The sequence below is a fragment of the Streptomyces sp. NPDC005648 genome (assembly GCF_040605395.1).
Classification (GTDB): Bacteria; Actinomycetota; Actinomycetes; order Streptomycetales; family Streptomycetaceae; genus Streptomyces.
On the sequence record NZ_JBEXCS010000027.1, the window covers coordinates 15,773 to 39,671 of the forward strand.

At 71.8% G+C, this 23,899-nt stretch carries 22 protein-coding genes; 16 read left to right on the forward strand and 6 right to left on the reverse strand.

Annotation, left to right across the window (positions count from 1 at the left end):
* Positions 1-65: 65 nt before the first annotated feature.
* The 10 genes from ABZT17_RS17785 to ABZT17_RS17830 all read left to right on the forward strand — a co-directional run bounded on the left by ABZT17_RS17785 (position 66) and on the right by ABZT17_RS17830 (position 12,100).
* Entirely contained in the window at positions 66-725 is a 660-nt protein-coding gene (locus ABZT17_RS17785; RefSeq protein ID WP_356349739.1) for a hypothetical protein, read from the forward strand.
* Positions 722-1,339: a TetR/AcrR family transcriptional regulator gene (locus ABZT17_RS17790; RefSeq protein ID WP_356349742.1), complete on the forward strand. Its 618-nt coding sequence runs from the start codon at positions 722-724 to the stop codon at positions 1,337-1,339. The genes ABZT17_RS17785 and ABZT17_RS17790 overlap by 4 nt, the downstream gene beginning before the upstream one ends.
* Before the next feature lie 154 nt (positions 1,340-1,493).
* The gene (locus ABZT17_RS17795) at positions 1,494-3,731 is read left to right on the forward strand and encodes a molybdopterin oxidoreductase family protein (RefSeq protein ID WP_356349744.1); all 2,238 of its coding nucleotides are present in this window, start codon (positions 1,494-1,496) and stop codon (positions 3,729-3,731) included.
* A 138-nt stretch (positions 3,732-3,869) separates the two neighbouring features.
* On the forward strand, positions 3,870-5,276 hold the full coding sequence (locus ABZT17_RS17800; RefSeq protein WP_356349747.1) for a CitMHS family transporter: 1,407 nt from the start codon (positions 3,870-3,872) through the stop codon (positions 5,274-5,276).
* Between the two features lie 32 nt (positions 5,277-5,308).
* On the forward strand, positions 5,309-6,544 hold the full coding sequence (locus ABZT17_RS17805) for an MFS transporter (protein ID WP_356349749.1): 1,236 nt from the start codon (positions 5,309-5,311) through the stop codon (positions 6,542-6,544).
* 101 nt (positions 6,545-6,645) lie between these two features.
* Positions 6,646-7,266: a hypothetical protein gene (locus ABZT17_RS17810; protein WP_356349752.1), complete on the forward strand. Its 621-nt coding sequence runs from the start codon at positions 6,646-6,648 to the stop codon at positions 7,264-7,266.
* Positions 7,253-8,002: a class F sortase gene (locus ABZT17_RS17815; protein ID WP_356349755.1), complete on the forward strand. Its 750-nt coding sequence runs from the start codon at positions 7,253-7,255 to the stop codon at positions 8,000-8,002. The genes ABZT17_RS17810 and ABZT17_RS17815 overlap by 14 nt, the downstream gene beginning before the upstream one ends.
* A gap of 166 nt (positions 8,003-8,168) precedes the next feature.
* Positions 8,169-9,506 (forward strand): ABC transporter ATP-binding protein, encoded by a 1,338-nt coding sequence (locus ABZT17_RS17820; protein ID WP_356349757.1) that lies wholly within the window; start codon positions 8,169-8,171, stop codon positions 9,504-9,506.
* 114 nt (positions 9,507-9,620) lie between these two features.
* Positions 9,621-11,009 carry an aldehyde dehydrogenase family protein gene (locus tag ABZT17_RS17825; RefSeq protein ID WP_356349760.1) on the forward strand — a complete coding sequence of 463 codons (1,389 nt, stop codon included), beginning with the start codon at positions 9,621-9,623 and terminating at the stop codon, positions 11,007-11,009.
* Positions 11,010-11,020: 11 nt separating this feature from the next.
* Positions 11,021-12,100 carry a Zn-dependent alcohol dehydrogenase gene (locus ABZT17_RS17830; RefSeq protein ID WP_356349762.1) on the forward strand — a complete coding sequence of 360 codons (1,080 nt, stop codon included), beginning with the start codon at positions 11,021-11,023 and terminating at the stop codon, positions 12,098-12,100.
* Positions 12,101-12,648: 548 nt separating this feature from the next.
* Here the strand turns inward: ABZT17_RS17830 and ABZT17_RS17835 are convergent.
* Positions 12,649-13,359, reverse strand: coding sequence for a winged helix-turn-helix domain-containing protein (locus ABZT17_RS17835; RefSeq protein WP_356349764.1), 711 nt, complete (start codon positions 13,357-13,359; stop codon positions 12,649-12,651).
* Positions 13,360-13,406: 47 nt separating this feature from the next.
* Entirely contained in the window at positions 13,407-14,048 is a 642-nt protein-coding gene (locus ABZT17_RS17840) for a TetR/AcrR family transcriptional regulator (protein ID WP_356349766.1), read from the reverse strand.
* 89 nt (positions 14,049-14,137) lie between these two features.
* On the opposite strand from ABZT17_RS17840, the gene ABZT17_RS17845 reads away from it, so the two are divergent.
* From ABZT17_RS17845 to ABZT17_RS17855, 3 genes are all read left to right on the forward strand, one after another.
* On the forward strand, positions 14,138-15,289 hold the full coding sequence (locus tag ABZT17_RS17845; RefSeq protein ID WP_356349911.1) for an acyl-CoA dehydrogenase family protein: 1,152 nt from the start codon (positions 14,138-14,140) through the stop codon (positions 15,287-15,289).
* Positions 15,290-15,348: 59 nt separating this feature from the next.
* Positions 15,349-15,597 carry a YiaA/YiaB family inner membrane protein gene (locus ABZT17_RS17850; RefSeq protein ID WP_356349769.1) on the forward strand — a complete coding sequence of 83 codons (249 nt, stop codon included), beginning with the start codon at positions 15,349-15,351 and terminating at the stop codon, positions 15,595-15,597.
* A 73-nt stretch (positions 15,598-15,670) separates the two neighbouring features.
* Positions 15,671-16,297 (forward strand): TetR/AcrR family transcriptional regulator, encoded by a 627-nt coding sequence (locus ABZT17_RS17855; protein ID WP_356349771.1) that lies wholly within the window; start codon positions 15,671-15,673, stop codon positions 16,295-16,297.
* A 32-nt stretch (positions 16,298-16,329) separates the two neighbouring features.
* Here ABZT17_RS17855 and ABZT17_RS17860 read toward each other — a convergent pair whose 3' ends face one another.
* Positions 16,330-16,791 carry a MaoC family dehydratase gene (locus ABZT17_RS17860; RefSeq protein ID WP_356349774.1) on the reverse strand — a complete coding sequence of 154 codons (462 nt, stop codon included), beginning with the start codon at positions 16,789-16,791 and terminating at the stop codon, positions 16,330-16,332.
* 91 nt (positions 16,792-16,882) lie between these two features.
* Here ABZT17_RS17860 and soxR point away from each other — a divergent pair, with 91 nt between their 5' ends.
* On the forward strand, positions 16,883-17,353 hold the full coding sequence (gene soxR, locus ABZT17_RS17865; RefSeq protein WP_356349776.1) for a redox-sensitive transcriptional activator SoxR: 471 nt from the start codon (positions 16,883-16,885) through the stop codon (positions 17,351-17,353).
* A 30-nt stretch (positions 17,354-17,383) separates the two neighbouring features.
* Here soxR and ABZT17_RS17870 read toward each other — a convergent pair whose 3' ends face one another.
* Entirely contained in the window at positions 17,384-18,133 is a 750-nt protein-coding gene (locus tag ABZT17_RS17870; protein ID WP_356349778.1) for a 3-keto-5-aminohexanoate cleavage protein, read from the reverse strand.
* Positions 18,134-18,207: 74 nt separating this feature from the next.
* A complete protein-coding gene (locus ABZT17_RS17875) occupies positions 18,208-18,810 on the reverse strand; it encodes a hypothetical protein (RefSeq protein WP_356349780.1) in 603 nt (200 codons plus the stop codon).
* A gap of 234 nt (positions 18,811-19,044) precedes the next feature.
* Between ABZT17_RS17875 and ABZT17_RS17880 the strand changes: the two genes are divergently transcribed.
* Together ABZT17_RS17880 and ABZT17_RS17885 are read left to right on the forward strand one after the other, a co-directional pair.
* Positions 19,045-21,828 (forward strand): penicillin acylase family protein, encoded by a 2,784-nt coding sequence (locus ABZT17_RS17880; protein WP_356349783.1) that lies wholly within the window; start codon positions 19,045-19,047, stop codon positions 21,826-21,828.
* A gap of 96 nt (positions 21,829-21,924) precedes the next feature.
* Positions 21,925-22,500 carry a hypothetical protein gene (locus tag ABZT17_RS17885; RefSeq protein WP_356349785.1) on the forward strand — a complete coding sequence of 192 codons (576 nt, stop codon included), beginning with the start codon at positions 21,925-21,927 and terminating at the stop codon, positions 22,498-22,500.
* A 29-nt stretch (positions 22,501-22,529) separates the two neighbouring features.
* Here the strand turns inward: ABZT17_RS17885 and ABZT17_RS17890 are convergent, their stop codons facing one another.
* Positions 22,530-23,858 carry a serine-threonine protein kinase gene (locus tag ABZT17_RS17890; protein WP_356349787.1) on the reverse strand — a complete coding sequence of 443 codons (1,329 nt, stop codon included), beginning with the start codon at positions 23,856-23,858 and terminating at the stop codon, positions 22,530-22,532.
* Between the last annotated feature and the right edge of the window lie 41 nt (positions 23,859-23,899).

Here is a 23,899-nt window from a genome sequence, read left to right on the forward strand (position 1 = left end):
GGGACCAGCCAGAACCAGCCTCCAGGGGGATCCGGCTGTCGGACCGTTGTTCTACGCTCCCGGACATGTCGTGGACGCGGGGACTTCTCGCCGTGCTCGCGGTCTGTGTCCTGTTACTGGCCGGATCCGTGGGGTGCGGCACCAGCGGTGCGCACGAGGGGAAGAACGGAGGCTCGGCGTCCCCCGTGGGCAAGGTGCTGGACGGTACGGACAAGCAGGGCGGCCGTCTGCGCCAGGTGGACGGGAAGGACGCGCCCGAGGTCGGCATCGAGGTGCAGCCGGACACCGGCGACAGCTGGGACGTACGGCTGACCGTGCGCCACTTCCGCTTCTCCGCGGCCGGCACACGGGCCCGGCCGGTGGCCGGCCACGGCTACGCCCGCCTCTACGTCGACGGCCGTCTGGTCACCCCGCTGCGCACGGCCGGCTACCGCCTCCCGGCCCGCCTCGTCCCGCGCGGCACCCACCACGTCACCGCCCGGCTGTACGCCGACGACGGCACGGTGTGGGCGGTGAAGGGCGAACCGGTGGAGAGCACCGCCGACATCACGGCGTCGGATCCGGAGCCGAGCGGGACGCCGGCCGGCACACAGGGCGCGGCCGATCCGTCCGGTACGGCAGGGCCGAGCGGCACCCGGAGCGGTACTCCCCCGATGAGTGCACCGAGCACCGATCTCCGTACCGAGGGGCGAGCTTCACCGGACCACGTCGGAGAGGCATCATGAAGTCCGTGCCCCAAGCGACATCGCTACGCCGAGCGCCCGTGCAGCGGCGCAGCGCAGAACGGCTCACCAGAATCCTCGACGCCTGCGCCGAACTCCTCGACGAGGTCGGCTACGACGCCCTGAGCACCAGGGCCGTCGCCCTGCGCGCGGGTGTCCCCATCGGCTCGGTCTACCGCTTCTTCGGCAACAAGCGGCAGATGGCCGACGCCCTCGCCCAGCGCAACCTCGAACACTTCACGGAGCGCGTCACCGAGCGCCTCAAGGAGCCCGGCGAGGGAGGCTGGCGCACCGCCATGGACGCCGTGCTCGACGAGTACCTGGCCATGAAGCGCACCGCACCCGGCTTCTCCCTCGTCGACTTCGGCAACCAGATCCCGGTCGGCGCCCGTGACGCCGAACCCAACCACCGCGTCGCCGACCGCCTCACCGACCTCCTCTCCGGCTACCTCGCCCGCGAGCCCGACGACGACCTGCGCCGCACCTTCCTGATCGCCGTCGAGACCGCCGACACCCTGGTCCACCTGGCCTTCCGGGTGGCCCCGGAGGGAGACGAGAAGATCATCGAGGAGGCCCGCGAGATGCTGCGGGCCTATCTGGCACGGGTGCTGGACTGAGCGAAGCGGGTTCCGGGTCCGGTGCACGGAAGCCGCCGGGCCGTCCGGTGCGCGAATTCACGACCTCACCCCCGGCGGCCCTCCCCTCCCTTCATACCGGTCGGTATGCTCAGCCCCACCAACGAGCGTCACCGTCGTCGCCCCGGGAGGACCCGTGTCCCGCACCGCCCTGCGTATCTGCCCCCTGTGCGAGGCCACCTGCGGGCTGACCCTGACCATCGAGGGGACCCGGGTGACCGGGGCCCGAGGTGATCGGGAGGATGTGTTCAGCAAGGGGTTCATCTGCCCGAAGGGCGCCTCCTTCGGGGCCGTCGACGGGGACCCCGACCGGCTGCGCACCCCGCTCGTGCGCAAGGACGGGGAGCTGCGGGAGGCCACCTGGGAGGAGGCCTTCGACGCGGTCGCCGCCGGGGTGCGGGGAGTGGTCGAGCGGTACGGGCCCCATGCCGTCGGCGTCGTCCTCGGCAACCCCAACGTCCACACCGTCGCGGGTGGCCTCTACCCTCCCGTGCTGCTCGGCGGCCTCGGCACCCGCAGCATTTTCACCGCGTCCACGGTCGATCAGATGCCCAAGCACGTCTCCAGCGGGCTGCTCTTCGGCGACGCCAACGCCATCCCCGTGCCGGACCTCGACCACACCGCTCATCTCCTGCTCATCGGCGCCAACCCCCTGGAGTCCAACGGGAGTCTGTGCACCGCCGCCGACTTCCCCGGCAAGCTCAAGGCCCTCAAGGCGCGCGGCGGCACCCTCACCGTCATCGACCCGCGCCGCACCCGCACCGCCAAGCTCGCCGACCGCCACATCGCGATCCGCCCCGGCACCGACGCGCTGCTCCTCGCGGCGATGGCGTACGTGCTGTTCGAGGAAGGGCTCGTGGATCTGGGCGAGTTGGCGCCGCATGTGGAGGGCGTCGAGGAAGTCCGCCTGGCGGTGCGGGAGTTCACGCCCGAGGCCGTCGCCGCCGCCTGTGACGTGGACGCCGGCACCATCCGCGCGCTGGCCCGCGAACTCGCCGCCGCCCCGACCGCCGCCGTGTACGGTCGCATCGGCAGCTGCACGGTCCCCCACGGCACCCTCGGCAGCTGGCTCGTCGACGTCCTGAACGTCCTCACCGGCAACCTCGACCGCCCCGGCGGCGCCCTCTTCCCGCAGGCCGCCACCGACCGGACGCCCCGCCCCGCCGGTCCCGGCCACGGCTTCCAGCTCGGCCGCTGGCACTCCCGGGTGAGCCGGCACCCCGAGGCCAAGGGCGAGTTGCCGCTCTCCGCGCTCGCCGAGGAGATCGACACCGCGACGGCGGAGGGCGAGCCGATCCGGGCGCTCATCACCTCCGCCGCCAACCCCGTGCTCTCGGCGCCCGACGGCGACCGGCTCGACAAGGCCCTGGACGGCCTGGACTTCATGGTCAGCGTCGACCCGTACCTGAACGAGACCACACGCCACGCCGACGTCGTGCTGCCGCCGCCCCCGCCCTCCCAGAGCGCGCACCACGACTTCGCCTTCAACACCCTCGCCGTGCGCAACCAGGTCCGCTACACCCGCCCCGCCGTCCCGCTGGAGCCCGGCCGGATGGCCGAGACGGAGATCTTCGCCCGGCTGATCCTGGCCGCGACCGGGATGCACGGCGCCGACCCGTCCGCCGTGGACGACCTGGTCATCGGCCAGACCCTGGGCAAGGCCGTCAAGGAGCCCTACTCGCCCGTGCACGGCCGCGACCCCCAGGAACTCGCCGGGCTGCTCACCGGCGACACCGGCCCCGAGCGCCGTATCGACATGATGCTGCGCCTCGGCCCCTACGGCGACGGCTTCGGCGTACGACCGGACGGGCTGTCGCTCGCCCGGCTGCTCGCGCATCCGCACGGCATCGACCTCGGGCCGCTGCGGTCGCGTCTGCCGCAGCCGCTGAAGACCCCCAGCGGCAAGGTCGAACTGCTGCCGCGGCCGATCGCCGACGACCTGCCCCGGCTCCGGCGCTCGCTGGACGAACTGCCGGACGGGCTGGTGCTGATCGGCCGCCGTCATCTGCGCTCCAACAACAGCTGGATGCACAACGTCCCCGCCCTCACCGGCGGCACCAACCGCTGCACCCTCCAGATCCACCCCGAGGACGCCGAACGGCTCGGTGTGCGGGACGGGGACGCCGTACGGGTCAAGGGGGCCGGGGGAGAGGTGACGGCGCCCGCGGAGGTCACCGACGGCGTGCGCCGGGGCGTGGTCAGCCTGCCGCACGGCTGGGGCCACGACCGGCCCGGCACCCGGCTCCGCCACGCCGCCACGGACCCCGGAGTCAACGTCAACCAGCTCCTCGACGGCAGCCTGCTGGACCCTCTGTCGGGGAACGCGGTCCTCAACGGAGTGCCGGTGGAGATCGCGGCCGTCGTGCCCGCGTGATCTGAGCAAAGCCGTGACCTGCGGTTCTGCTCTTATTGCTCACGCGTCAACGTCTTGTTAACGCCGTTTGAACGGACCTAACGTCGTCGCACCGCCTGCCCGGTGGGATGTTCAAGGGCGAACGTTAGGTATCCACTCATGCTGACCTTCCTCGGCTTCGCCATGATCGCGACCTTCCTGGTCCTGATCATGCTGAAGAAGATGTCGCCGATCGCGGCGCTCGTGCTCATACCCGCGCTGTTCTGCGTGTTCGTGGGCAAGGGCGCCAAGCTCGGCGACTACGTCATCGACGGCGTCACCGGCCTCGCGCCCACCGCGGCGATGCTCATGTTCGCGATCGTCTACTTCGGTGTGATGATCGACGTCGGTCTCTTCGACCCGATCGTCCGGGCGATCCTCAGGTTCTGCAAGGCCGACCCGCTCAGGATCGTCGTCGGTACGGCGCTGCTCGCGGCGATCGTCTCGCTGGACGGCGACGGCTCGACCACCTTCATGATCACCGTCTCGGCGATGTACCCGCTGTACAAGCGCCTGAAGATGAGCCTGGTCGTGCTGACCGGTGTCGCCGCGATGGCCAACGGCGTGATGAACACCCTGCCATGGGGCGGCCCGACCGCCCGTGCCGCGACCGCGCTGAAGCTCGACGCCAGCGACATCTTCGTGCCGATGATCCCGGCGCTCGCCGTGGGTCTGGTCTTCGTGATCGCCCTCGCCTACGTCCTCGGCCGCCGCGAGCGGGGGCGGCTCGGTGTGCTGACGCTGGACGAGGCGCTGGTCGAGGAGAAGGAGACGGAGACCGTCCTGGTCGGCTCCGGCCCGGGCTCGGGCAAGTCCCAAGCCCGCACCGGGGGTTCGGGCGGCGGCACCGGCGCGGACCTCCCCGAGGCCGTCGAGGACGAGGGCTTCCAGGGCCTCGACCCGAACCGTGCCACCCTGCGCCCCAGGCTGTACTGGTTCAACGCGCTGCTCACGGTGGCCCTGCTGACCGCCATGATCATGGAGTGGCTGCCGATCCCGGTGCTGTTCCTGCTCGGCGCCGCGACGGCGCTCACCGTCAACTTCCCGCACATCCCCGACCAGAAGGCCCGTCTGGCCGCCCACGCCGAGAACGTCCTCAACGTCTCCGGCATGGTCTTCGCCGCCGCCGTCTTCACCGGTGTGCTGCAGGGCACCGGCATGGTCAACGGCATGGCCGAGTGGCTGGTCGACAACATCCCGGACGGCATGGGCCCGCACATGGCCTTCGTCACCGGCGTCCTGAGCATCCCGCTCACGTACTTCATGTCGAACGACGGCTTCTACTTCGGCATCCTCCCCGTCCTCGCCGAGGCCGGCCAGGCCCACGGTGTCTCCTCCCTGGAGATCGCCCGCGCCTCCCTGGTCGGCCAGCCCCTGCACATGTCGAGCCCGCTCGTCCCGGCCGTCTACGTCCTGGTCGGCATGGCGAAGGTGGAGTTCGGCGACCACACCAGGTTCGTGGTCAAGTGGGCCGCGCTGACATCTCTGGTGGTGCTCGGGGCAGGGATCCTCTTCGGCATCATCTGACGTATCCAGTACCGCACTTGGAGGTTCTCCTCATGGAGCCCGGTAGGAACCGCGGCTGGCTGCTCCGCCTCGTCATCGCCTTCTCGTTCGCGCAGGGGGCGGTGTCGATGGCCCGGCCCGCCGTCTCCTACCGGGCTCTCGCGCTCGGCGCCGACGAGCGGGCGGTCGGCATCATCGCGGGCGTCTACGCCCTGCTCCCGCTCTTCGCCGCCGTACCGCTGGGCCGCCGCACCGACCACGGCCGCTGCGCGCCCCTGCTGCCGGCCGGCGTGATCCTCATCTCCGGCGGCTGTGTGCTCAGCGGTGTCGCGGACTCCCTGTGGACGATGGCGATGTGGAGCGGGGTGATGGGCCTCGGTCACCTGTGCTTCGTGATCGGCTCCCAGTCCCTGGTCGCCCGCCAGTCCGCCCCGCACGAACAGGACCGCAACTTCGGCCACTTCACCATCGGCGCCTCCCTCGGCCAGCTGATCGGTCCGATCGCCGCGGGGGCGCTGATCGGCGGCCGGGACATGGCGGGCACGAGCGCGCTGGCGCTGGTCGTCGCGGGCGCGGGGGCGGCGGTCGCGTTCACCTCGCTGTGGCGCATCGAGGACCCCGCGATGGTCAAGTCCCGTTCCGCGCAAGGCGATCGGGTCCCGGTGAACAGCATCCTGCGTGCCCGGGGAGTCCCCGCGGGCATGCTCGTCAGCCTCTCGGTCCTGTCCGCGACCGACATCCTCACCGCCTACCTCCCGGTGGTCGGTGAGCACCGCGACATCGCTCCCTCGGTGATCGGCGTCCTGCTCAGCCTGCGCGCCGGCGCGACGATCGCCTGCCGCCTGGTCCTGACTCCTCTGCTACGACTGCTCGGCCGGCCCCTGCTGCTCACGCTGACGTGTCTCCTGGCCGCCGTGCTGTGCGCGGGCATCGCGCTGCCGGTGCCGGTGTGGGGGCTCGGGCTGATGCTGGCCGCCCTCGGCTTCTGTCTGGGCGTCGGTCAGCCGCTCTCCATGACGACGGTCGTCCAGGCCGCCCCCGACGGCGCCCGCTCCACCGCCCTGGCCCTGCGCCTGACCGGCAACCGCCTCGGCCAGGTGGCCGCGCCGGCGGCGGCGGGGCTGATCGCGGGGGTGGCGGGGGTGGCGGCACCGTTCGTGATGCTGGGCGGGCTGCTGTTGCTGTCGTCGGGGGTGGCGCTGCGGTCGCCCGCGAAGCCGGCGGAGGCACGGGAGACGGCGGGGCCTCGCAGGACGGCGCCGGTGGTGGGCCGGAAGAGGGATATCTGACGGGGCGTCGGGCGGTGCTCCCACGCTCGCCGGGGCGTATGTGAAAGAGAGTCAGACGAACTGCGATTTGTGTGAAAATCGTCTGACTCGGAGGCATTCGCATGACCACCACGCCCCTGCCACGCCGCGCCGCAGCGCGTACCGCCGCGCTGGCGGCTCTGACCCTCGCGGGGGTCGCCCTCGTCGGGACGCCTGCCAGTGCCGCGAACAACGGGGATGTCAAGATCCACGAGGTGGGCGCCCCCACCGACGAGCAGGCCAACGACCCCCATGTCTGCCACTTCTACCTGGACGCCTTCAACTTCGACCCGAACGAGAGCGTCACCTGGACCATCGTCGGCCAGCCGCCGACGCCCAACGCCGGTACGGCCACGGGCGCGGTCACCACGGACTCCACGGGCGCGGCGCACACCAACCCGGTCCCGCTGGCCAACGGCCACTACAAGCTCACCTGGAGCACCGCGGACGGCGACGGCGGCGACAACAAGCACAAGACGTTCTGGGTGGACTGCGCCCCGACGACCCCGCCCAGCACCCCGCCGAGCACCACCCCGCCCCCCGGTGGCCCCGGTGGCCCCAACGGCGGCCCCCCGGCCGGCGGTGGCGGGCTCGCCCGTGACGCCGCCATCAGCCCTGTCGCCGGTGCCGCCGCCGTAGGCCTGGCGGCGGTCGGCGGGGTGGTCTGGTTCCGGCTGCGTCGTCGGCCGCATGGCGCCGCGTAGACGCAGGCGCAGGCCCTGGTACCGGACGCGCGCCTACCGTCTGACGCGAACGGTCGCCCTGACCGTCGCGCTGGCGGTGGGCGGCGTCTGGTGGTCCCAGGACGAGGAGCCCTCCGGGGCGGCCGCGACCGGTGCCGCGGCCGCCCCGGGCTCCACCGCGGTCAAGGCCTCCCGCACCACCGACGCCCGCCCCGCCCCACCCCGCACGGCGCGGCGTCCCGCCCCGGCCACCAGGCCCGCGGCCCCACCGCCCCGCCCCCTGGCCCGTGCCCGCCCCACCCGGGTCGTCATCCCCTACATCGGGGTCGACGCACCCGTCATCGGCCTCGGACTCGACCGGGACCACCGGCTCACCGCACCGCCGGAGGGCGACGCCCGCCAGGTCGGCTGGTACCGGGACGGGCCCTCGCCCGGTGAGCGGGGCACGGCGGTGCTCGTGGGGCACCTGGACACCGACACCGGGCCCGCGGTCTTCGCCGGACTCGGCGAACTCACCCCCGGGCACCTCGTCGAACTCCGGCGCGCGGACGGCCGTACCGCCGTCTACACCGTGGACGCCGTCAAGTCGTACGAGAAGGCGCACTTTCCCGACCGGGAGGTCTACGGCGCCCGTGGCCGCCCCGAACTCCGGCTGATCACCTGTGGCGGCGCGTACGACCGCCGGACCGGTTACACGGGCAACACGGTCGTCTTCGCGCACTTCACGGCGGTCCGGGGCCCGGACCCCACCCGTTGAAGGGGATCGTCCGCTTTTTCACAGGCTGAACCGGACCTCCCGAAGTCTTCCCCCGGCCGCGCACATTCCGTTAACTTCCGTGACCCACAGGCCTCGTACGAACCGTGCGGGGCGTTCGACCACGCGGAGCACCAAGCGCGCCGAGCAGCCCTCGGGGGCACCCCACATGACACGCGCCATCTCCCTGCACGAAGTGAGCAAGAGCTACACGCGAGGTGTTCGCGTGGTGGACCGGCTGTCGCTGGACATCGAGCCCGGCGAGTTCCTCGTGCTGCTCGGGCCGTCGGGGTGCGGCAAGTCGACCGTGCTGAGGATGATCGCCGGTCTGGAGGAGATCACCGAGGGCACACTGCTGCTGGACGGCGAGGAGGCGGGCGACCTGCTCCCCTCCGACCGGAACATGGCGATGGTCTTCCAGAACTTCGCCCTCTATCCGAACATGACCAGCCGCGGCAACATCGGCTTCCCGCTGCGGGTGGAGAACCCGAGCGAGGACCCGCGCCCGCGGGTGGACGCCACCGCCCGGATGCTCGGCATCGAGGACCTTCTCGACCGTTTCCCCAGCCAGCTCTCCGGCGGTGAACGCCAGCGCGTCGCGATGGGCCGGGCCATCGCCCGGCACCCCTCCGCCTTCCTGATGGACGAGCCGTTGTCCAACCTCGACGCCAAGCTCCGCAACCATCTGCGGGCCGAGATGGCGAGCCTCACCCGGGAGCTGGGCGTCACCACGGTCTACGTCACCCACGACCAGGCCGAGGCCATGTCGCTCGGCGACCGGGTCGCCGTGCTGCGCGGCGGAGTGCTCCAGCAGGTAGGCACCCCGCGTGCCGTCTACGCCCTGCCCCGCAACGTCTTCGTCGCCGCCTTCATCGGCACCCCGCGCATCAACCTGCTGCGCGGCCTGGTCCGCGCCCCGCTCGACGGCGCCATGACCGTCAGCCTCGGCAAGCAGTATCTGCGGCTGCCCGAACCCCTGTGCCTGGACCACCAGTTGCTGCGGGTGCAGCAGGGCCGTGAGGTCATCGTCGGCCTGCGCTCGGAGGCCATCCGCATCGCCAAGCACAGCTCGGCGCGGCCCGGTGAGGTGCCGCTCACCGGTCTGGTCGAGCATGTGGAGTTCCAGGGGCACGAGGTCCTCGTCCACCTCAACACGGGGTCGCAGCCCGCGGTGGTGGCCGATCTGGAGGCCCCGCGCCCGGTGGACCGCCCCTCGCGCCGGCGCCGCGGCGGACCGACGGTCCTCGGCCGTCTGCGCGAGCGGGCGGAGGCGTTGCGCGCGGGTCCGGTGGTCGTGATGGACGAGCCGCCCGACCACGACCCGCTGCCGGCCCCGGCCGAGCCCCGCCTCCCCGGCGACCTCGTCGTCCGTACGACCCCCGACATCGACCTGCGTCGCGGCCTCCAGATCCCCCTCCTCGTCGACATCGCCCATCTCTTCGTCTTCGACCAGCACGGGGAGCGGATCTGCCCGGCCCCCGACCGGCTGCCGGACCTGGACGCGTAGGAGGGGACGGGCCGCACTCCAGGGGTGTCTGGCGTCAGAAAACTATCGCCGCTAGTTTGTGTGGCTGTCGGTAGGTTGTGACGCGGACGACGCACCCCGCCCTGGAGGAGCACCATGAAGGCACACGACGGCCTCTACATCGACGGCGCCTGGCGACCCGCCGCGGGGCAGGACAGGATCGACGTCGTGAATCCGGCCGACGAGCAGATCATCGGCCAGGTCCCCGCCGGCACGGCCGAGGACGTCGACGCCGCTGTGCGGGCCGCCCGGAGCGCCCTCCCGGGCTGGGCCGCGACCCCGCCCGCCGAGCGGGCCGCCCGGCTGGCCGCCCTCCGGGACGTCCTCGCGGCCCGCAAGGACGAGATCGCCGAGACGGTCACCGCCGAGCTCGGCTCGCCCCCGCAGTTCTCCCAGAACGTGCACGCGGCCCTGCCGATCGCGGTCGCCGGCTCGTACGCCGAGCTGGCGGCGACGTACGCCTTCGAGGAGAAGGCCGGCAACTCCACCGTGCATCTGGAGCCGGTCGGCGTGGTCGGTGCGATCACGCCGTGGAACTACCCGCTGCACCAGATCGTCGCCAAGGTCGCCCCGGCGCTCGCCGCCGGCTGCACGGTCGTACTGAAGCCCGCCGAGGACACCCCGCTGGTCGCCCAGCTCTTCGCCGAGGCGGTCGACGAGGCCGGTGTGCCCGCGGGAGTCTTCAACCTGGTCACGGGGCTCGGCCCGGTGGCGGGCCAGGCGCTCGCCGAACACCCGGACGTCGACCTGGTCTCCTTCACCGGTTCCACCGCCGTCGGGCGGCGGATCGGCGCGACGGCCGGAGCGGCCGTCAAGCGCGTCGCCCTCGAACTCGGCGGCAAGTCCGCCAACGTCGTCCTGCCGAGCGCCGACCTCGCCAAGGCGGTCAACGTCGGTGTCGCCAACGTCATGGCCAACTCCGGCCAGACGTGCAGCGCCTGGACCCGGATGCTGGTGCACCGGGACCGGTACGAGGAGGCCGTCGGCCTCGCCGCCACGGCCGCCGCGAAGTACGGCTCCCGTATCGGCCCGGTCGTGAGCGCCCGGCAGCGGCACCGGGTGCTCGGCTACATCGAGAAGGGGATCGCGGAGGGGGCGCGGCTGGTGGCCGGTGGTGCCGAACCCCCGCGTGAGCAGGGCTACTTCGTCGCCCCGACCGTCTTCGCCGATGTGACCCCCGAGATGACCATCGCCCAGGAGGAGATCTTCGGCCCGGTCCTGACGATCCTGTCCTACGAGGACGAGGAGGACGCCCTGCGCATCGCCAACGGCACCGTCTACGGCCTCGCGGGCGCCGTCTGGGCCGGCGACGAGGCGGAGGCGGTGGCGTTCGCGCGCCGGATGGAGACCGGCCAGGTCGACATCAACGGCGGCCGCTTCAACCCCCTTGCCCCCTTCGGTGGTTACAAGCAGTCGGGGGTGGGCCGGGAGCTCGGCGCCCACGGTCTCGCCGAGTACCTCCAGACCAAGTCCCTGCAGTTCTGAGGAGCGTTCACATGGTTCGCGCGGCCGTACTGCCCGAAGTGGGCGCCCCGCTGGAGATCACCGACATCGAGCTCCCGGACCCGGGCCCCGGCCAGGTCCGCGTCCGGCTCGCCGCCGCCGGGGTGTGCCACTCCGACCTGTCCCTGTCCGACGGCACCATGCGGGTGCCGGTCCCGGCGGTCCTCGGCCATGAGGGCGCCGGCACGGTCGTGGCCGTGGGCGAGGGCGTCACGGGCTTCTCGCCCGGTGCCGCGGTCGTCCTCAACTGGGCCCCTTCCTGCGGCAGTTGCCACGCCTGCTCGCTCGGCGAGGTCTGGCTGTGCGCCAACGCCCTGCGCGGCGCCGCCGACGTCTACGCCCGCACCTCGTCGGGCACCGATCTGCATCCCGGCCTCAACGTCGCCGCGTTCGCCGAGGAGACCGTCGTCGCCGCGGGCTGCGTCCTGCCCCTTCCCGAGGGCATCCCGCTCACCGACGCGGCCCTCCTGGGCTGCGCGGTCCTCACCGGCTACGGCGCCGTCCACCACTCGGCGAAGGTGCGGCCCGGCGAGACGGTCGCCGTGTACGGCGTGGGGGGAGTGGGGCTCGCCGCGCTCCAGGCGGCGCGTATCGCGGGCGCGGAACGGATCGTGGCCGTCGATGTCTCCCCTCAGAAGGAGGAGCTGGCGCGGGCCGCGGGCGCCACGGACTTCGTCGTGGCGTCCGAGGACACGGCCCGCGAGATCCGCGGCCTGACCGGCCGGCAGGGCGTCGACGTCGCCGTCGAGTGCGTGGGCCGGGCGACGACGATCCGCACGGCCTGGGACTCCACCCGGCGGGGTGGCCGCACCACGGTCGTCGGCATCGGCGGCAAGGACCAGCAGGTCTCCTTCAACGCCCTGGAGATCTTCCACTGGGGCAGGACGCTCTCGGGCTGCGTCTACGGCAACTCCGACCCGGCCAGGGACCTCCCGGTGCTCGCCGACCACATCCGGGCGGGCCGGCTCGACCTGGGCGCGCTGGTGACGGAGCGGATCGCGCTGGACGGCATCCCGGCGGCGTTCGACAACATGCTGGCGGGGAAGGGGGGCCGGGCGCTGGTCGTCTTCTGAGACGCCCTCCAACGCCCTTCCGGGGCCCGGCTTTCGGGGTCTCGGATGCCGGGTGGCCGGGTGGCCGGGTGCCGGGTGCGGGTGCGTCGTGGCTGGTCGCGCAGTTCCCCGCGCCCCTTGGGGGGTGGCAGTTCGCGGGGTTTGGGGGGCGGGCTGTTTGGGCTCGGGTCGGGGCTGGACGCCGTTCGCAGCGGCCGACCCAGGGGCGCGGGGAACTGCGCGACCGGCCACACACAGCCCGCACCCGGCATCCGGCAGAACCTCCCCGCCCCCTGGCCGCCATCCGAGTGCCCTCGCCAGCCAGCCCGGCAGCCGCTCACCGCATCTGGCAGAAGCCTCCGCCCCTGGCCGGCATCCCTGTGCCCCGGCCAGCCAGCCCGGCAGCCGTTCACCGCATCCGGCAGACCCCCCCCGGCCCCCTGGCCGCCATCCCTGTGCCCCGGCCAGCCAGCCCGGCAGCCGCTCACGGCATCCGGCAGACCCCCCCCGGCCCCCTGGCCGCCACCCCAGCGCCCCCGTCGGCGTACCCGGCATCCTGTGGAACCGCCTCACCGCAGCGTCGCGGCCGGCACATTCAGGAGGCGCTCCCACTCCCGTGCCCCCGACGGAGTCATCCGTACGGCCCGGGAAGAGCCGATTCGTTCGCACCAGCCCGCCTCCAGCGCATGCCGGCACAGTGCCGCCCCGGCGACGCCCGCCAGGTGAGGCCGGCGTTCCGTCCAGTCCAGGCAAGCCCGGGCCAGCGGCCGTCGGCCCTTACGCTCCAGCGCGATCCCGGACGACCGGAACCACCCCACCCCCGCGTCGGTGAGCGCGAACCCCGTGTCCACCCGCAAGAGCCCGCGCAGCACCAACGCGTCGGTCACCGCGACCCCGATCCGCCCGGCCAGATGGTCGTAACACGTGCGCCCCCGCGCCATCGCCGCCCCCGCGCTCGACTCCCGGAGCGTCCGCGGGCGTACGACGTCCTCGGGCCCCACCTGCGCCGCCAGGTCCTCCACCAGCTGGGCCACCCGCGCGTCGGCGAGCCGGACGTACCGGTGCCGCCCCTGCCGCTCCTCGCTCAGCAGCCCGCCCGCGACGAGCTTGCCCAGGTGCTCGCTCAGGGTCGAAGCGGCGACCCCGGCGTGCCGGGCCAGCTCACCCGCCGTCCATGCCCGCCCGTCCAGCAGCGCCAGCAGACATGTGGCCCGGGTCTCGTCGGCGATGAGCCCGGCCAGCCGGGCCAGCCGCGGTGCCCGGGGATCCCTGGTGGTCATGCGTCCCAGCATGCGCCACGGACACTTCGGCCCTCACCGAACCTTCGCTACCCCGGCCGCCGTACCTGTTCGTACTGCGCGCCCAGCCCGTCCAGCAGTGCGGTGAGCCCCGTCTCGAAGGCCCGTTCGTCGATCTTCTCCTGCTGTTCGGAGAGCAGATGGGCCTGGCCGAGATGCGGATAGTCGGCGGGGTCGTAGGCCGCCGCGTCGTCCACGAAGCCGCCCGCGAAGGAGCCCAGCGCGGACCCCATGACGAAGTACCGCATCAACGCCCCGATCGACGTGGCCTGCGCCGCCGGCCATCCCGCCGCCACCATCGCGCCGTAGACCGCGTCGGCGAGCCGCAGCCCGGCCGGACGTCGCCCGGGGCCCTGCGCGAGGACCGGGACGATGTGCGGGTGGTCGTGCAGCGCGGCCCGGTAGGAGACCGCCCAGTCGTGCAGCGCGGTCCGCCAGTCCCGTCCGCCCTCGAACATCGACAGGTCCACCTGCGCGCTGACGGAGTCGGCGACCGCCTCCAGGATCTCGTCCTTGGTGCGGAAGTGGTTGTAGAGGGACGGGCCGCTGACCCCCAGCTCGGCGGCGAGCCGGCGGGTCGAGACGGCGGCCAGCCCCTCCGCGTCCACGAGCGCGCGTGCCGCCTCGACGATCCGGTCGGTGCTGAGCAGGGGCTTGCGCGGTCGGGCCATGGCGCACATAGTAGGGCTGCGCCCAGAAACTAGCAGTGCTAATTTAAAGGTACGATTTTCAAGAACCGTCTGTATGGGGTGATCTCGTGGTGAACCTGGGGCTCAGCGAGGAGCAGGAGGCCGTACGGCAGCTCGCCCGGGACTTCGTGGAACGCGAGATCGCCCCGCATGTCATCGCCTGGGACCGGGCCGAGGACGTCGACCGGGCGATCGTCAAGAAGCTGGGCGAGGTCGGCTTCCTGGGCCTGACGATCGACGAGGAGTACGGCGGCTCCGGCGGCGATCACCTCGCGTACTGCCTGGTCACCGAGGAGCTCGGGCGCGGTGACTCCTCGGTGCGCGGGATCGTGTCCGTCTCGCTGGGGCTGGTCGCCAAGACGATCGCCGCCCGGGGGAGCGAGGAGCAGAAGCGGCGCTGGCTGCCCGGCCTCACCTCGGGCGAGTACGTCGGCTGCTTCGGCCTCACCGAACCCGGCACCGGTTCGGACGCCGGCAACCTGACCACGCGCGCGGTGCGCGACGGCGACGACTACGTGATCAACGGCACCAAGATGTTCATCACGAACGGCACTTGGGCCGATGTGGTGCTGCTCTTCGCCCGCTCCACGGACGCGCCCGGCCACAAGGGCGTGTCGGCCTTCCTGGTGCCGACGGACACCCCGGGCCTGAGCCGCCGCGCCATCCACGGCAAGCTCGGTCTGCGCGGCCAGGCGACCGCCGAGCTCGTTCTGGAGGACGTCCGGGTGCCCGCCGCGGCGATGCTGGGGGAGGAGGGGAAGGGGTTCTCCGTCGCCATGTCCGCGCTCGCCAAGGGGCGGATGTCGGTCGCGGCCGGCTGTGTGGGCATCGCGCAGGCCGCCCTGGACGCGGCGGTGAAGTACGCCGGTGAGCGCGAGCAGTTCGGCAAGTCCATCGCGCGGCACCAGCTGGTCCAGGAGCTGATCAGCGACATCGCCGTCGACGTGGACGCCGCCCGGCTGCTGACCTGGCGGGTCGCCGACCTGATCGACCGCGGGCAGCCGTTCGCCGTGGAGTCCTCCAAGGCCAAGCTCTTCGCCTCCGAGGCCGCCGTCCGCGCCGCCAACAACGCCCTCCAGGTCTTCGGCGGCTACGGCTACATCGACGAGTACCCGGCGGGCAAGCTGCTGCGCGACGCCCGGGTGATGACCCTCTACGAGGGCACCAGCCAGATCCAGAAACTCCTCATCGGCCGTGCGCTGACCGGGGTTTCGGCGTTCTGAGTAGCGTCTGGGTATGTGCGCGGATGTGGTAGCGGCCCCATCCGCCGATCCTTGTCCCCATGACTGACACATCGGGCAAGCCGCAGAACACCGCCGCCTTCCACGGCCAGGCCGTCGCCTCCTTCGCCGTCGCCATGGCCGCCACCGCCATCGGCATCTTCAAGCTGAACGCCGACGCCTGGGTGCGGGCCTTCCTGGGGATCGCCGTCCTGTATCTCGTCACCTCCGCCTTCACCCTCGCCAAGGTGATCCGGGACCGGCAGGAGGCCGCGGAACGGGGCGCCTACCACCCGTTCGAAAAGCTCTGAGCGGGCAGACTAAGCGCTCGCTCACCTTCAGCGGTATGGTGGGGGTTCTGTCGGTGAGAGGGGCGAGCGAGCGATGAGTACGGCGGAGGAGACGGCCGGCGGTGAAGTGGTGCCGTGGGGCGAGGTCACGCCCGACGCGGCCCGGCGGTTGCTGATGGCCGCGGTGGAGGCCTTCGCCGAGCGCGGGTACCACGCCACGACGACCCGGGACATCGCCGGCCGCGCCGGCATGAGCCCGGCCGCGCTGTACATCCACTACAAGACCAAGGAAGAGCTGCTCCACCGCATCAGCCGGATCGGCCACGAGAAGGCGGTCGACATCCTGCGCACGGCGGCCCGCCGCGAGGGCACGCCGGCCGAGCGGCTCGCGGACGCCGTCAGCTCCTTCGTCCGCTGGCACGCCGGCGGCCGTACCACCGCCCGGGTCGTGCAGTACGAACTCGACTCCCTCGGCCCGGACGCCCGTGCCGAGATCCTCGCGCTGCGCCGTCAGTGCGACGCCGAGGTGCGCGGGATCATCGAGGACGGTGTCGCGGTCGGCGACTTCCACGTGCTGGACGTCAAGGGCACGACTCTCGCCGTGCTCTCGCTCTGCATCGACGTGGCCCGCTGGTTCAACATCGAGGGGCCCTGGACGCCCGACGAGGTCGGCGCGCTCTACGCCGACCTCGTGCTGCGGATGGTGGGGGCGGCCAAGTGAGGGCGCTCGGAGGCATCCCTCGGAGGTAGCGCTCAGAGGTAGTAGCGCGACACCGACTCGGCGACACACACCGGCTTGTCGCCGCCCTCGCGCTCGACGCTGAAGGCGACCGTCACCTGGACCCCGCCGGCCACGTCGTCGACCCCGGTGATCACCGCGGTGGCCCGCAGCCGCGAGCCGACCGGCACCGGCGACGGGAAACGCACCTTGTTGGTGCCGTAGTTGACGCCCATCTTCACGCCCTCGACCTTGATCAGCTGCGGTCCGAAGAGCGGCAGCAGCGACAGGGTCAAGTAGCCGTGCGCGATGGTGGTCCCGAACGGCCCGGCGGCGGCCTTCTCCGGGTCGACGTGGATCCACTGGTGATCGCCGGTGGCGTCGGCGAAGAGGTCGATCCGCTTCTGGTCGACCTCCAGCCAGTCGGTGTACCCGAGTTGCTCGCCCACGGCCGACTTCAGCTCGTCGGCGCCCGTGAAGACCCTCGGCTCTGCCATGTCCCGCCTCCTCGTCCCAAACTCTAAGCGACTGCTTAGCATGGTCGGCCCGGGGCCCCGTGTCAACGAGGGCCTGGGTAGGGTTCGAGAGGTGCCCCAGATTCCGGAGAAGATCCACGAGCTCACCGTAGGCCAGCTGGCCGCGCGCAGCGGGGCCGCCGTCTCCGCGCTGCACTTCTACGAGTCCAAGGGACTGATCAGCAGCCGCCGCACCGCCGGCAACCAGCGCCGCTACTCCCGGGACGCCCTGCGCCGGGTCGCCTTCGTGCGCGCCGCCCAGCGGGTCGGCATCCCCCTGGCCACCATCCGCGAGGCCCTTGGCGAACTCCCCGAGGAGCGCACCCCGACCCGCGAGGACTGGGCCCGCCTCTCGGAGGTCTGGCGCTCCGAACTGGACGAGCGCATCGCGCAGTTGAACCGGCTCCGGGACCATCTGACCGACTGCATCGGCTGCGGATGCCTGTCCCTGGAGTCCTGTGTGCTGTCCAACCCGGACGACGTGTTCGGCGAGCGGCGGAGCGGGTCCCGGCTGATGGTGGAACGGCGCGGGAAGCGCACGTAGACGCGTATCCGCCGGGCGTCGCCCGTGTGCTCACTCGTGCGCGGTCCCGTCCGGGTGCCGCCGTCGCGCGCCGTCGTACTGCAGCAGGGCCTGTGTGACCAACTGGGCGTTGGACAGGGCCCGTTGTCCGTCGGGCAAGAGGAGCGTGTCCTCCAGGCCCACGCGCGTCATGAGCCCGAGCCGTCCCGCCAGCCGCAGCACCGGCCAGGCTCCGCCGTCCTCGCCGTGCAGCAGGACGGGACGCCCGTGGGCCGTGCCCAGCTCGGCCAGAAGGGCCCGCGCGCTCTCCTCGGCCGTGTCGGGCGAGGTGTCCGTCACCTCGGCGAGCACACGCGACACACGGGTGGCGAGCGGCGAGTCCAGGAACCGGCCGACGCCGTCCGTGCCCGTCCAGATGCCCGCCTCGACACCCACGCCACGCTCGATCAGCGTGGCGGCGACGTCCTCCGCGCCCTCCTCGTGCCAGTTGACCGAGGCGTGGTCCGGGAGCACCGTCCACTCCCGCACCCGGGCGAGCCGCGCCGCCGGATCGGGCTCGGCCCAGGCGCCCGTGGTCACACCGACCGGCACCGACACACGCGCCCGTATGGCCTCCAGCGTCGGTGCCAGCACACGAGGCGACAGCGATTCGCGCCCGCACGGCGTCCTGGGATGGACATGGACGTCCGTGGCCCCGGCCGCGACCGCCCGCGCGGCGGACTCGGCCATCGCCTCCGGAGTCAGCGGCACCATGGCTCCGTCGGCGGAGCCGCGGGTCCCGTTGAGACACACCTGCACCATGGCTCGAGACTGTCGACGACCGATGAGTGAAGGGCAAATCAGGGGTGCGGCATCCCCGGCGCACCCCCGCCGTGCTAGGCCGACACCAGCAGCCTTCCGCGCCTTGCGTCCGCCAGGGCCTCGGGCCTGAGCACGGGCCGTGGTACGAGGATTCCGCAGTGAGTGCAGACCGGACCCGCCGAGGGTTCGTGGTCCAGGTCGTACTTCCAGATGAGGCGCTCTCCGTCGCAGACCGGGCACTGGGCGCCGGGCTTCCGCTCCAGGGCGGAGATCAGCCGGCGCAGCACCTCGGCCAGGGGTTCGCGGGGGTGGACCCGCGGGTCGTCACACCATGCGACACCGAAACCGCCCCAGGTCAGCCGGTGCCAGTCGTCCACGCTGCCCGGTCGGCGCAGCCCGTCGTGCTTTTCCTTCCGGCGCCGCTCGGCGAACTCGACCTCGTAGGCCAGCCAGACCGAACGCGCCTCCTCCAACTCCTCCAGTGCGGCCACGAGCCGCACCGGGTCGGGGGAGCGGTCCTCGGGACCGAACCCTGCCCGGGAGCACAAATGGTCCCAGGTCGCCCTGTGCCCGTAAGGGGCGAACCGCTCAAGGCACTTGCGCAGTGAGTAGCGCCGCAGTGCCAGATCGCACCGCGGGTCGCGGACCTGTCTCGCCAGACTCCGGAAACCGGCCATCGCCCTGCACCTCCGTCACATCTGCACCTGTACTTCGGTCACTTCGGCGTTGTCGTACTCGGACTTCGCACGACGTTGCCGAATAGACGTATCGACAAGCGATTTGGCTCCATCCGATTTCCGATGACCTCCATAAGCCGTCGTGCCGACTACCAAAACTTGACGCATGTTCATCTTCAATCCCGGGGATACCGCCGGTAACGTCCCGGCTCACCCTCGTCGGCAGGAGCTGCCATGCCACGGCGTCACCCGCGCACCGCCCTTGACAGACTGAGAACTCCCGGCAGACTCTCCGGGTTCCTGAAGTCCGCCTCCATATGCGTCCTGATCGCTGGTCTTCTGTCCCCGCTCGCCCAGACCACGGCGACGGCCGCGACCGCCTCGAACGACTACTGCGGCGGTCAGTGCTCCGACATCCTGCCGCCCGGCGAGAACGGCAACGCGACACTCGCCCAGATCCTCCTCAACCAGGCCTTCGGCAGTCAGCCCGACCACGCCGAGGACCAGCTCGGCCCGTACGCCAACCTGGCCACGGGCTACTCCTCGCTGACCGACGCGAAGATCAACACGTTCTTCAACGACAGTTCGTTCGGGGTCGCTTCCGATCAAGTCGCCTCCACGGAGAGTCCGGCGGGTCGCAGCGATGTGACGATCGTCCGGGACAAGAAGACGGGCGTACCGCACATCACCGGTACCACCAGATACGGCACCGAGTTCGGAGCCGGCTATGCGGCGGCCGAGGACCGGCTGTGGCTCATGGACGTGTTCCGGCACGTCGGGCGCGGCCAGCTGACCACCTTCGCGGGCGGCGCCGCCTCCAACCAGGGCCTGGAGCAGGAGTTCTACCGCAACGCGCCCTACACCGAAGCCGAGTTGCAGGCCCAGATCGACAACGCGGTCGCCAACAACGGCGCCCGCGGCCAGCAGGCCCTCGCCGACGCCAACGCCTACATCGCCGGCATCAACTCCTACATCGACGCCTCCGACAGCGGCCGCTACTTCCCCGGCGAGTACGTCCTGACCGGCCACAAGGACTCGGTCACCAACGCCGGCACCATCGACCACTTCAAGATCACCGACCTGGTGGCGCTGGCCTCCGTGATCGGTTCGCTGTTCGGCTCCGGCGGCGGTGGCGAGGTCAACAACGCGATCTCCCTGCTCGCCGCGCAGAACAAGTACGGGGTGGCGGAGGGCACCAAGGTCTGGGAGTCCTTCCGTGAACGCAACGACCCCGAGGCCGTCCTGACCGTCCACGACGGCTCCAGCTTCCCGTACGCCACCAAGCCGGACAGCCCCCAGGGCGAGGCCCTGCCCGACGCCGGCTCGGTGACCACGGAACCGCTGATCTACGACGCCACCGGCACCGGCGCCAACCAGAGCGCCAGCGCCGCCTCGGCCGCGGCCACCGCGACCGCCCTCAGCTCGGCCAAGCGCGGTATGTCCAACGCCCTGGTGGTGAGCGGCAAGTACACCGCGAGCGGGCATCCGATCGCCGTCTTCGGTCCGCAGACCGGCTACTTCGCCCCGCAGCTGCTCATGCTCCAGGAGATCCAGGGCCCGGGCATCAGCGCCCGCGGCGCCTCCTTCGCGGGCCTGAGCATGTACGTCGAACTCGGCCGCGGCCAGGACTACTCGTGGTCCGCGACCACCTCCGGCCAGGACATCATCGACACCTACGCCGTCGAGCTGTGCCAGGACGACTACCACTACCTCTACCACGGCACCTGCACGGCCATGGACAAGGTCGAGCAGGCCAACTCCTGGAAGCCCACCACGGCCGACGGCACGGCCGCGGGCTCGTACACGATGCGGGTCTGGAAGACGAAGTACGGCCCGGTGGAGTACCGGGCGACCGTCGGCGGCAAGAAGGTCGCCTACACCACCCTGCGCTCCTCCTACATGCACGAGGCCGACTCGATCATCGGCTTCCAGATGCTCAACGACCCGAGCTATGTGAACAGCCCGCAGACCTTCCAGAGCGCGGTGCAGCACATCAACTACACCTTCAACTGGTTCTACGCCGACTCCTCGCACACCGCGTACTACAACAGCGGCAACAACCCGGTGCGGGCGACGGGCGTGGACGCCGAGTTCCCGGTGTGGGCGCAGGCCGCGTACGAGTGGAAGAACTGGGACCCGTCCACCAACACCGCCGACTACACGCCCGCTTCGGCGCACCCCAACTCCATCGACCAGGACTACTACATCTCCTGGAACAACAAACAGGCCCTCAACTACACGACCGCGAGCTGGGGCGACGGCTCGGTCCACCGCGGCAACCTGCTGGAGGACCGCGTCAAGAAGCTGGTCGCGGCCGGCGGGGTGACCCGTACCAAACTGGTGCAGGCCATGTCCGACGCCTCGCTCACCGACCTGCGCGCCGAGGACGTGCTGCCGGATCTGCTGAAGGTGATCAACAGCAGTACGGTGACCGACTCCACGGCCGCCGCGGCCGTGACCAAGCTGCAGACCTGGCTGACGGCGGGTGGCAAGCGCACGGAGACCTCGGCGGGTTCGAAGAAGTACGCCAACGCCGACGCCATCCAGATCCTCGACGCCTGGTGGCCGCTGCTGGTGAAGGCCGAGTTCCAGCCGGGCCTCGGGGACACCCTCTACACCGCGTTCACCAACAACCTGTACATCGACGAGTCCCCGTCGGCCGCGCACGGGCCCACCGGCTCACACGCGGGAAGCTCCTTCCAGTACGGCTGGTGGAGCTACGTCGACAAGGACATCAGGTCGGTCCTCGGCCAGAGCGTGTCCGGGCCGCTGGCCGAGCAGTACTGCGGCGGCGGCAGCCTCAGCGCCTGCCGGGACATCCTGATCAGCACCCTGAAGACGGCCGCCGGCACCTCCGCGTCGACCGTCTACCCCGGGGACTCGCTGTGCTCGGCGGGCGACCAGTGGTGCGCCGACTCGATCGTCCAGCGCACCCTGGGCGGCATCAAGCACTACAACATCAGCTGGCAGAACCGTCCGACGTTCCAGCAGGTGGTGGAGTACACATCACACCGGTGACCCGCGGTCCACGGGATCGGTGAACACGCACAGGGGCCGTCGCGGCATCGTTCCGCGGCGGCCCCACCGCGTCGGCCGACGGTGTTGGATGGACCCATGAGTGGGACAGCCGCCCTGCGCCTGCGTCAGGCGATCGCCCGGACCGACGAGGCCACCCGGGAACGGGTCCCCGTCGGGCTCGGCCCGGAGGAGGCCGACGACGTGCTGGGCACCTTCGCCACTGACGGGGCGCTCGGCTTCGACCCCTTCCCCTTCCTCCGGGCGATCCATGACGCGGGCTCCCGAGCGGTGGTCATCGGCCAGGTCGCCGGCATCATGCACGGCTCCACCGAACTGACCGGCGATCTCGACCTGTTGTGGGACGGCGGCCCGGACGAGGCGCACGCCCTGCGCGACGCCCTCGCCCGGTGCGGCCGCGCCGAACCGCCCGACCTCCGCCTGCCCCGGGTCGAGTACCAGGTCACCGGTGCCCGCGGAGACCTGTGCACCCCGGCCCTGCCCTGGGGCGCCATGGACGTCGCACCATGCCTCCGGCGGGCCGAGACCACCCGCGATCCCGCGGGCTTCGTCATCCGCTACGCCGCTCTCGACGACCTGATCCGTATGCGGCGGGCCCTCGGCCGCCCGAAGGACCACCGCCGTGCGGACGAACTCGCGCGGCTGCGCACCTGACGAGGACCGGCACGGCCGCCCGGGGCGGCTCAGCCGATGCGGCCCGCCGCCAGTACCACTCGGGCCAGTTCCGGATGGACGATGTCGCTGTGCGCCCCGGTCGGCGGGCCGCCCCGGTTGACGACCTCGGCGGCGTCCACGTTGACGCATCCCGACGTGGCCAGCGGGCCGCGCAACGCCCCGGCAAGGTCCAGCAGTTGGGTGCCCGGCACCGCCTGCACCCCGTCATGCCCCATCGCCCCCCACTCGGGGCCCAGCAGCTGTCCCACGGCGAACCCCTCGCCTCCCGCGAAGGCGTTGTTCTCGTCCGCCATCCGTGAGGCCAGCGGGTACAGCGTGCCGAGGGCCTGGTCGAAGTGGGAGTAGCAGCACACCAGCGGCCCGTCGATCCGGTTCTGCTGCCCCTGCAGCACCCCGCCCGTACGCGAGTCCTCCGGCAGCCGGGCGGCGAACGCGTAGTGCGAGAAGGCCCCTTGGAGCAAGGTCACCGACTTCACCGTGCGCACACCGTCCGGCAGCCCCCGCAGCGCGAACGACACCAGCCGCCCGCCGAAGCTGTGTCCGACGAGGTGCACCCGGACGTTCGGGGCCGCGGTCGCCAACTGCCCCACCACACGCCCGAGTCCGCGCTCGCCGACCGTCCCCGCGCGCCGCTTCATCGCGTAGTACGTCGCCTGCCGCAGCAGCTCCTTCGCGCCGTCCCAGGGATCGGGGAGGGAGAACCCCTCCGGGGCACCGCCGGCGCGGAGCGAGGCCAGTGCCCGGGCGAACTCGTCGCAGAGTGCGGCCGGGTCCCCGGTGAACAGCACCGGTTCGCTCTGCGGGACGCCTTCCGCGAGGGTGTCGGCGGCGAACAGCGGCTGCGGGCCGCCCGGTACGACCTCCACCAGCAGCCGCACCAGCCGCCCGAACTCGTCGAGTTCGTTCTGCGGCCGCTGGTCGAGCATGCGTGCGATCTGGTCGACCACGGTGGCCCGGCCGGGAAACGCCTCCAGCAGCGCGTGCCGGGTGTCCTTGTCGAGCGCGGGCGCCGGTACCGCCTCTGCCTCCGTGGCCACCACGGACTTGGGGAAGTCGGGGATGGGCTCGTCGCAGAAGCGCATCGACGGCCAGATCACGCCGACGTACCCGATCCGCGCCTTGGGCGCGAGCTTCGGGACGGGGGCGAAGAACCGCCGGTAGAGGGCGGTCGCGCCGGAGCGGTCGTTGTTCCAGCCGTGCGCGAAGACGATCAGGTCACGGATCGGGCGCCGTGGGACCTCGGCGAGCAGCGCGTCCCGTTCCCGGCCGTCGACGTCCCCGTCCGCGTCGAAGGTCAGCTCCCAGTAAGGCGTCACGCTCATTGCAGGCTGTGCCATGACGGGCCCCCTCGTCCCCCGTAGCGGTGCGATGTGGGCGC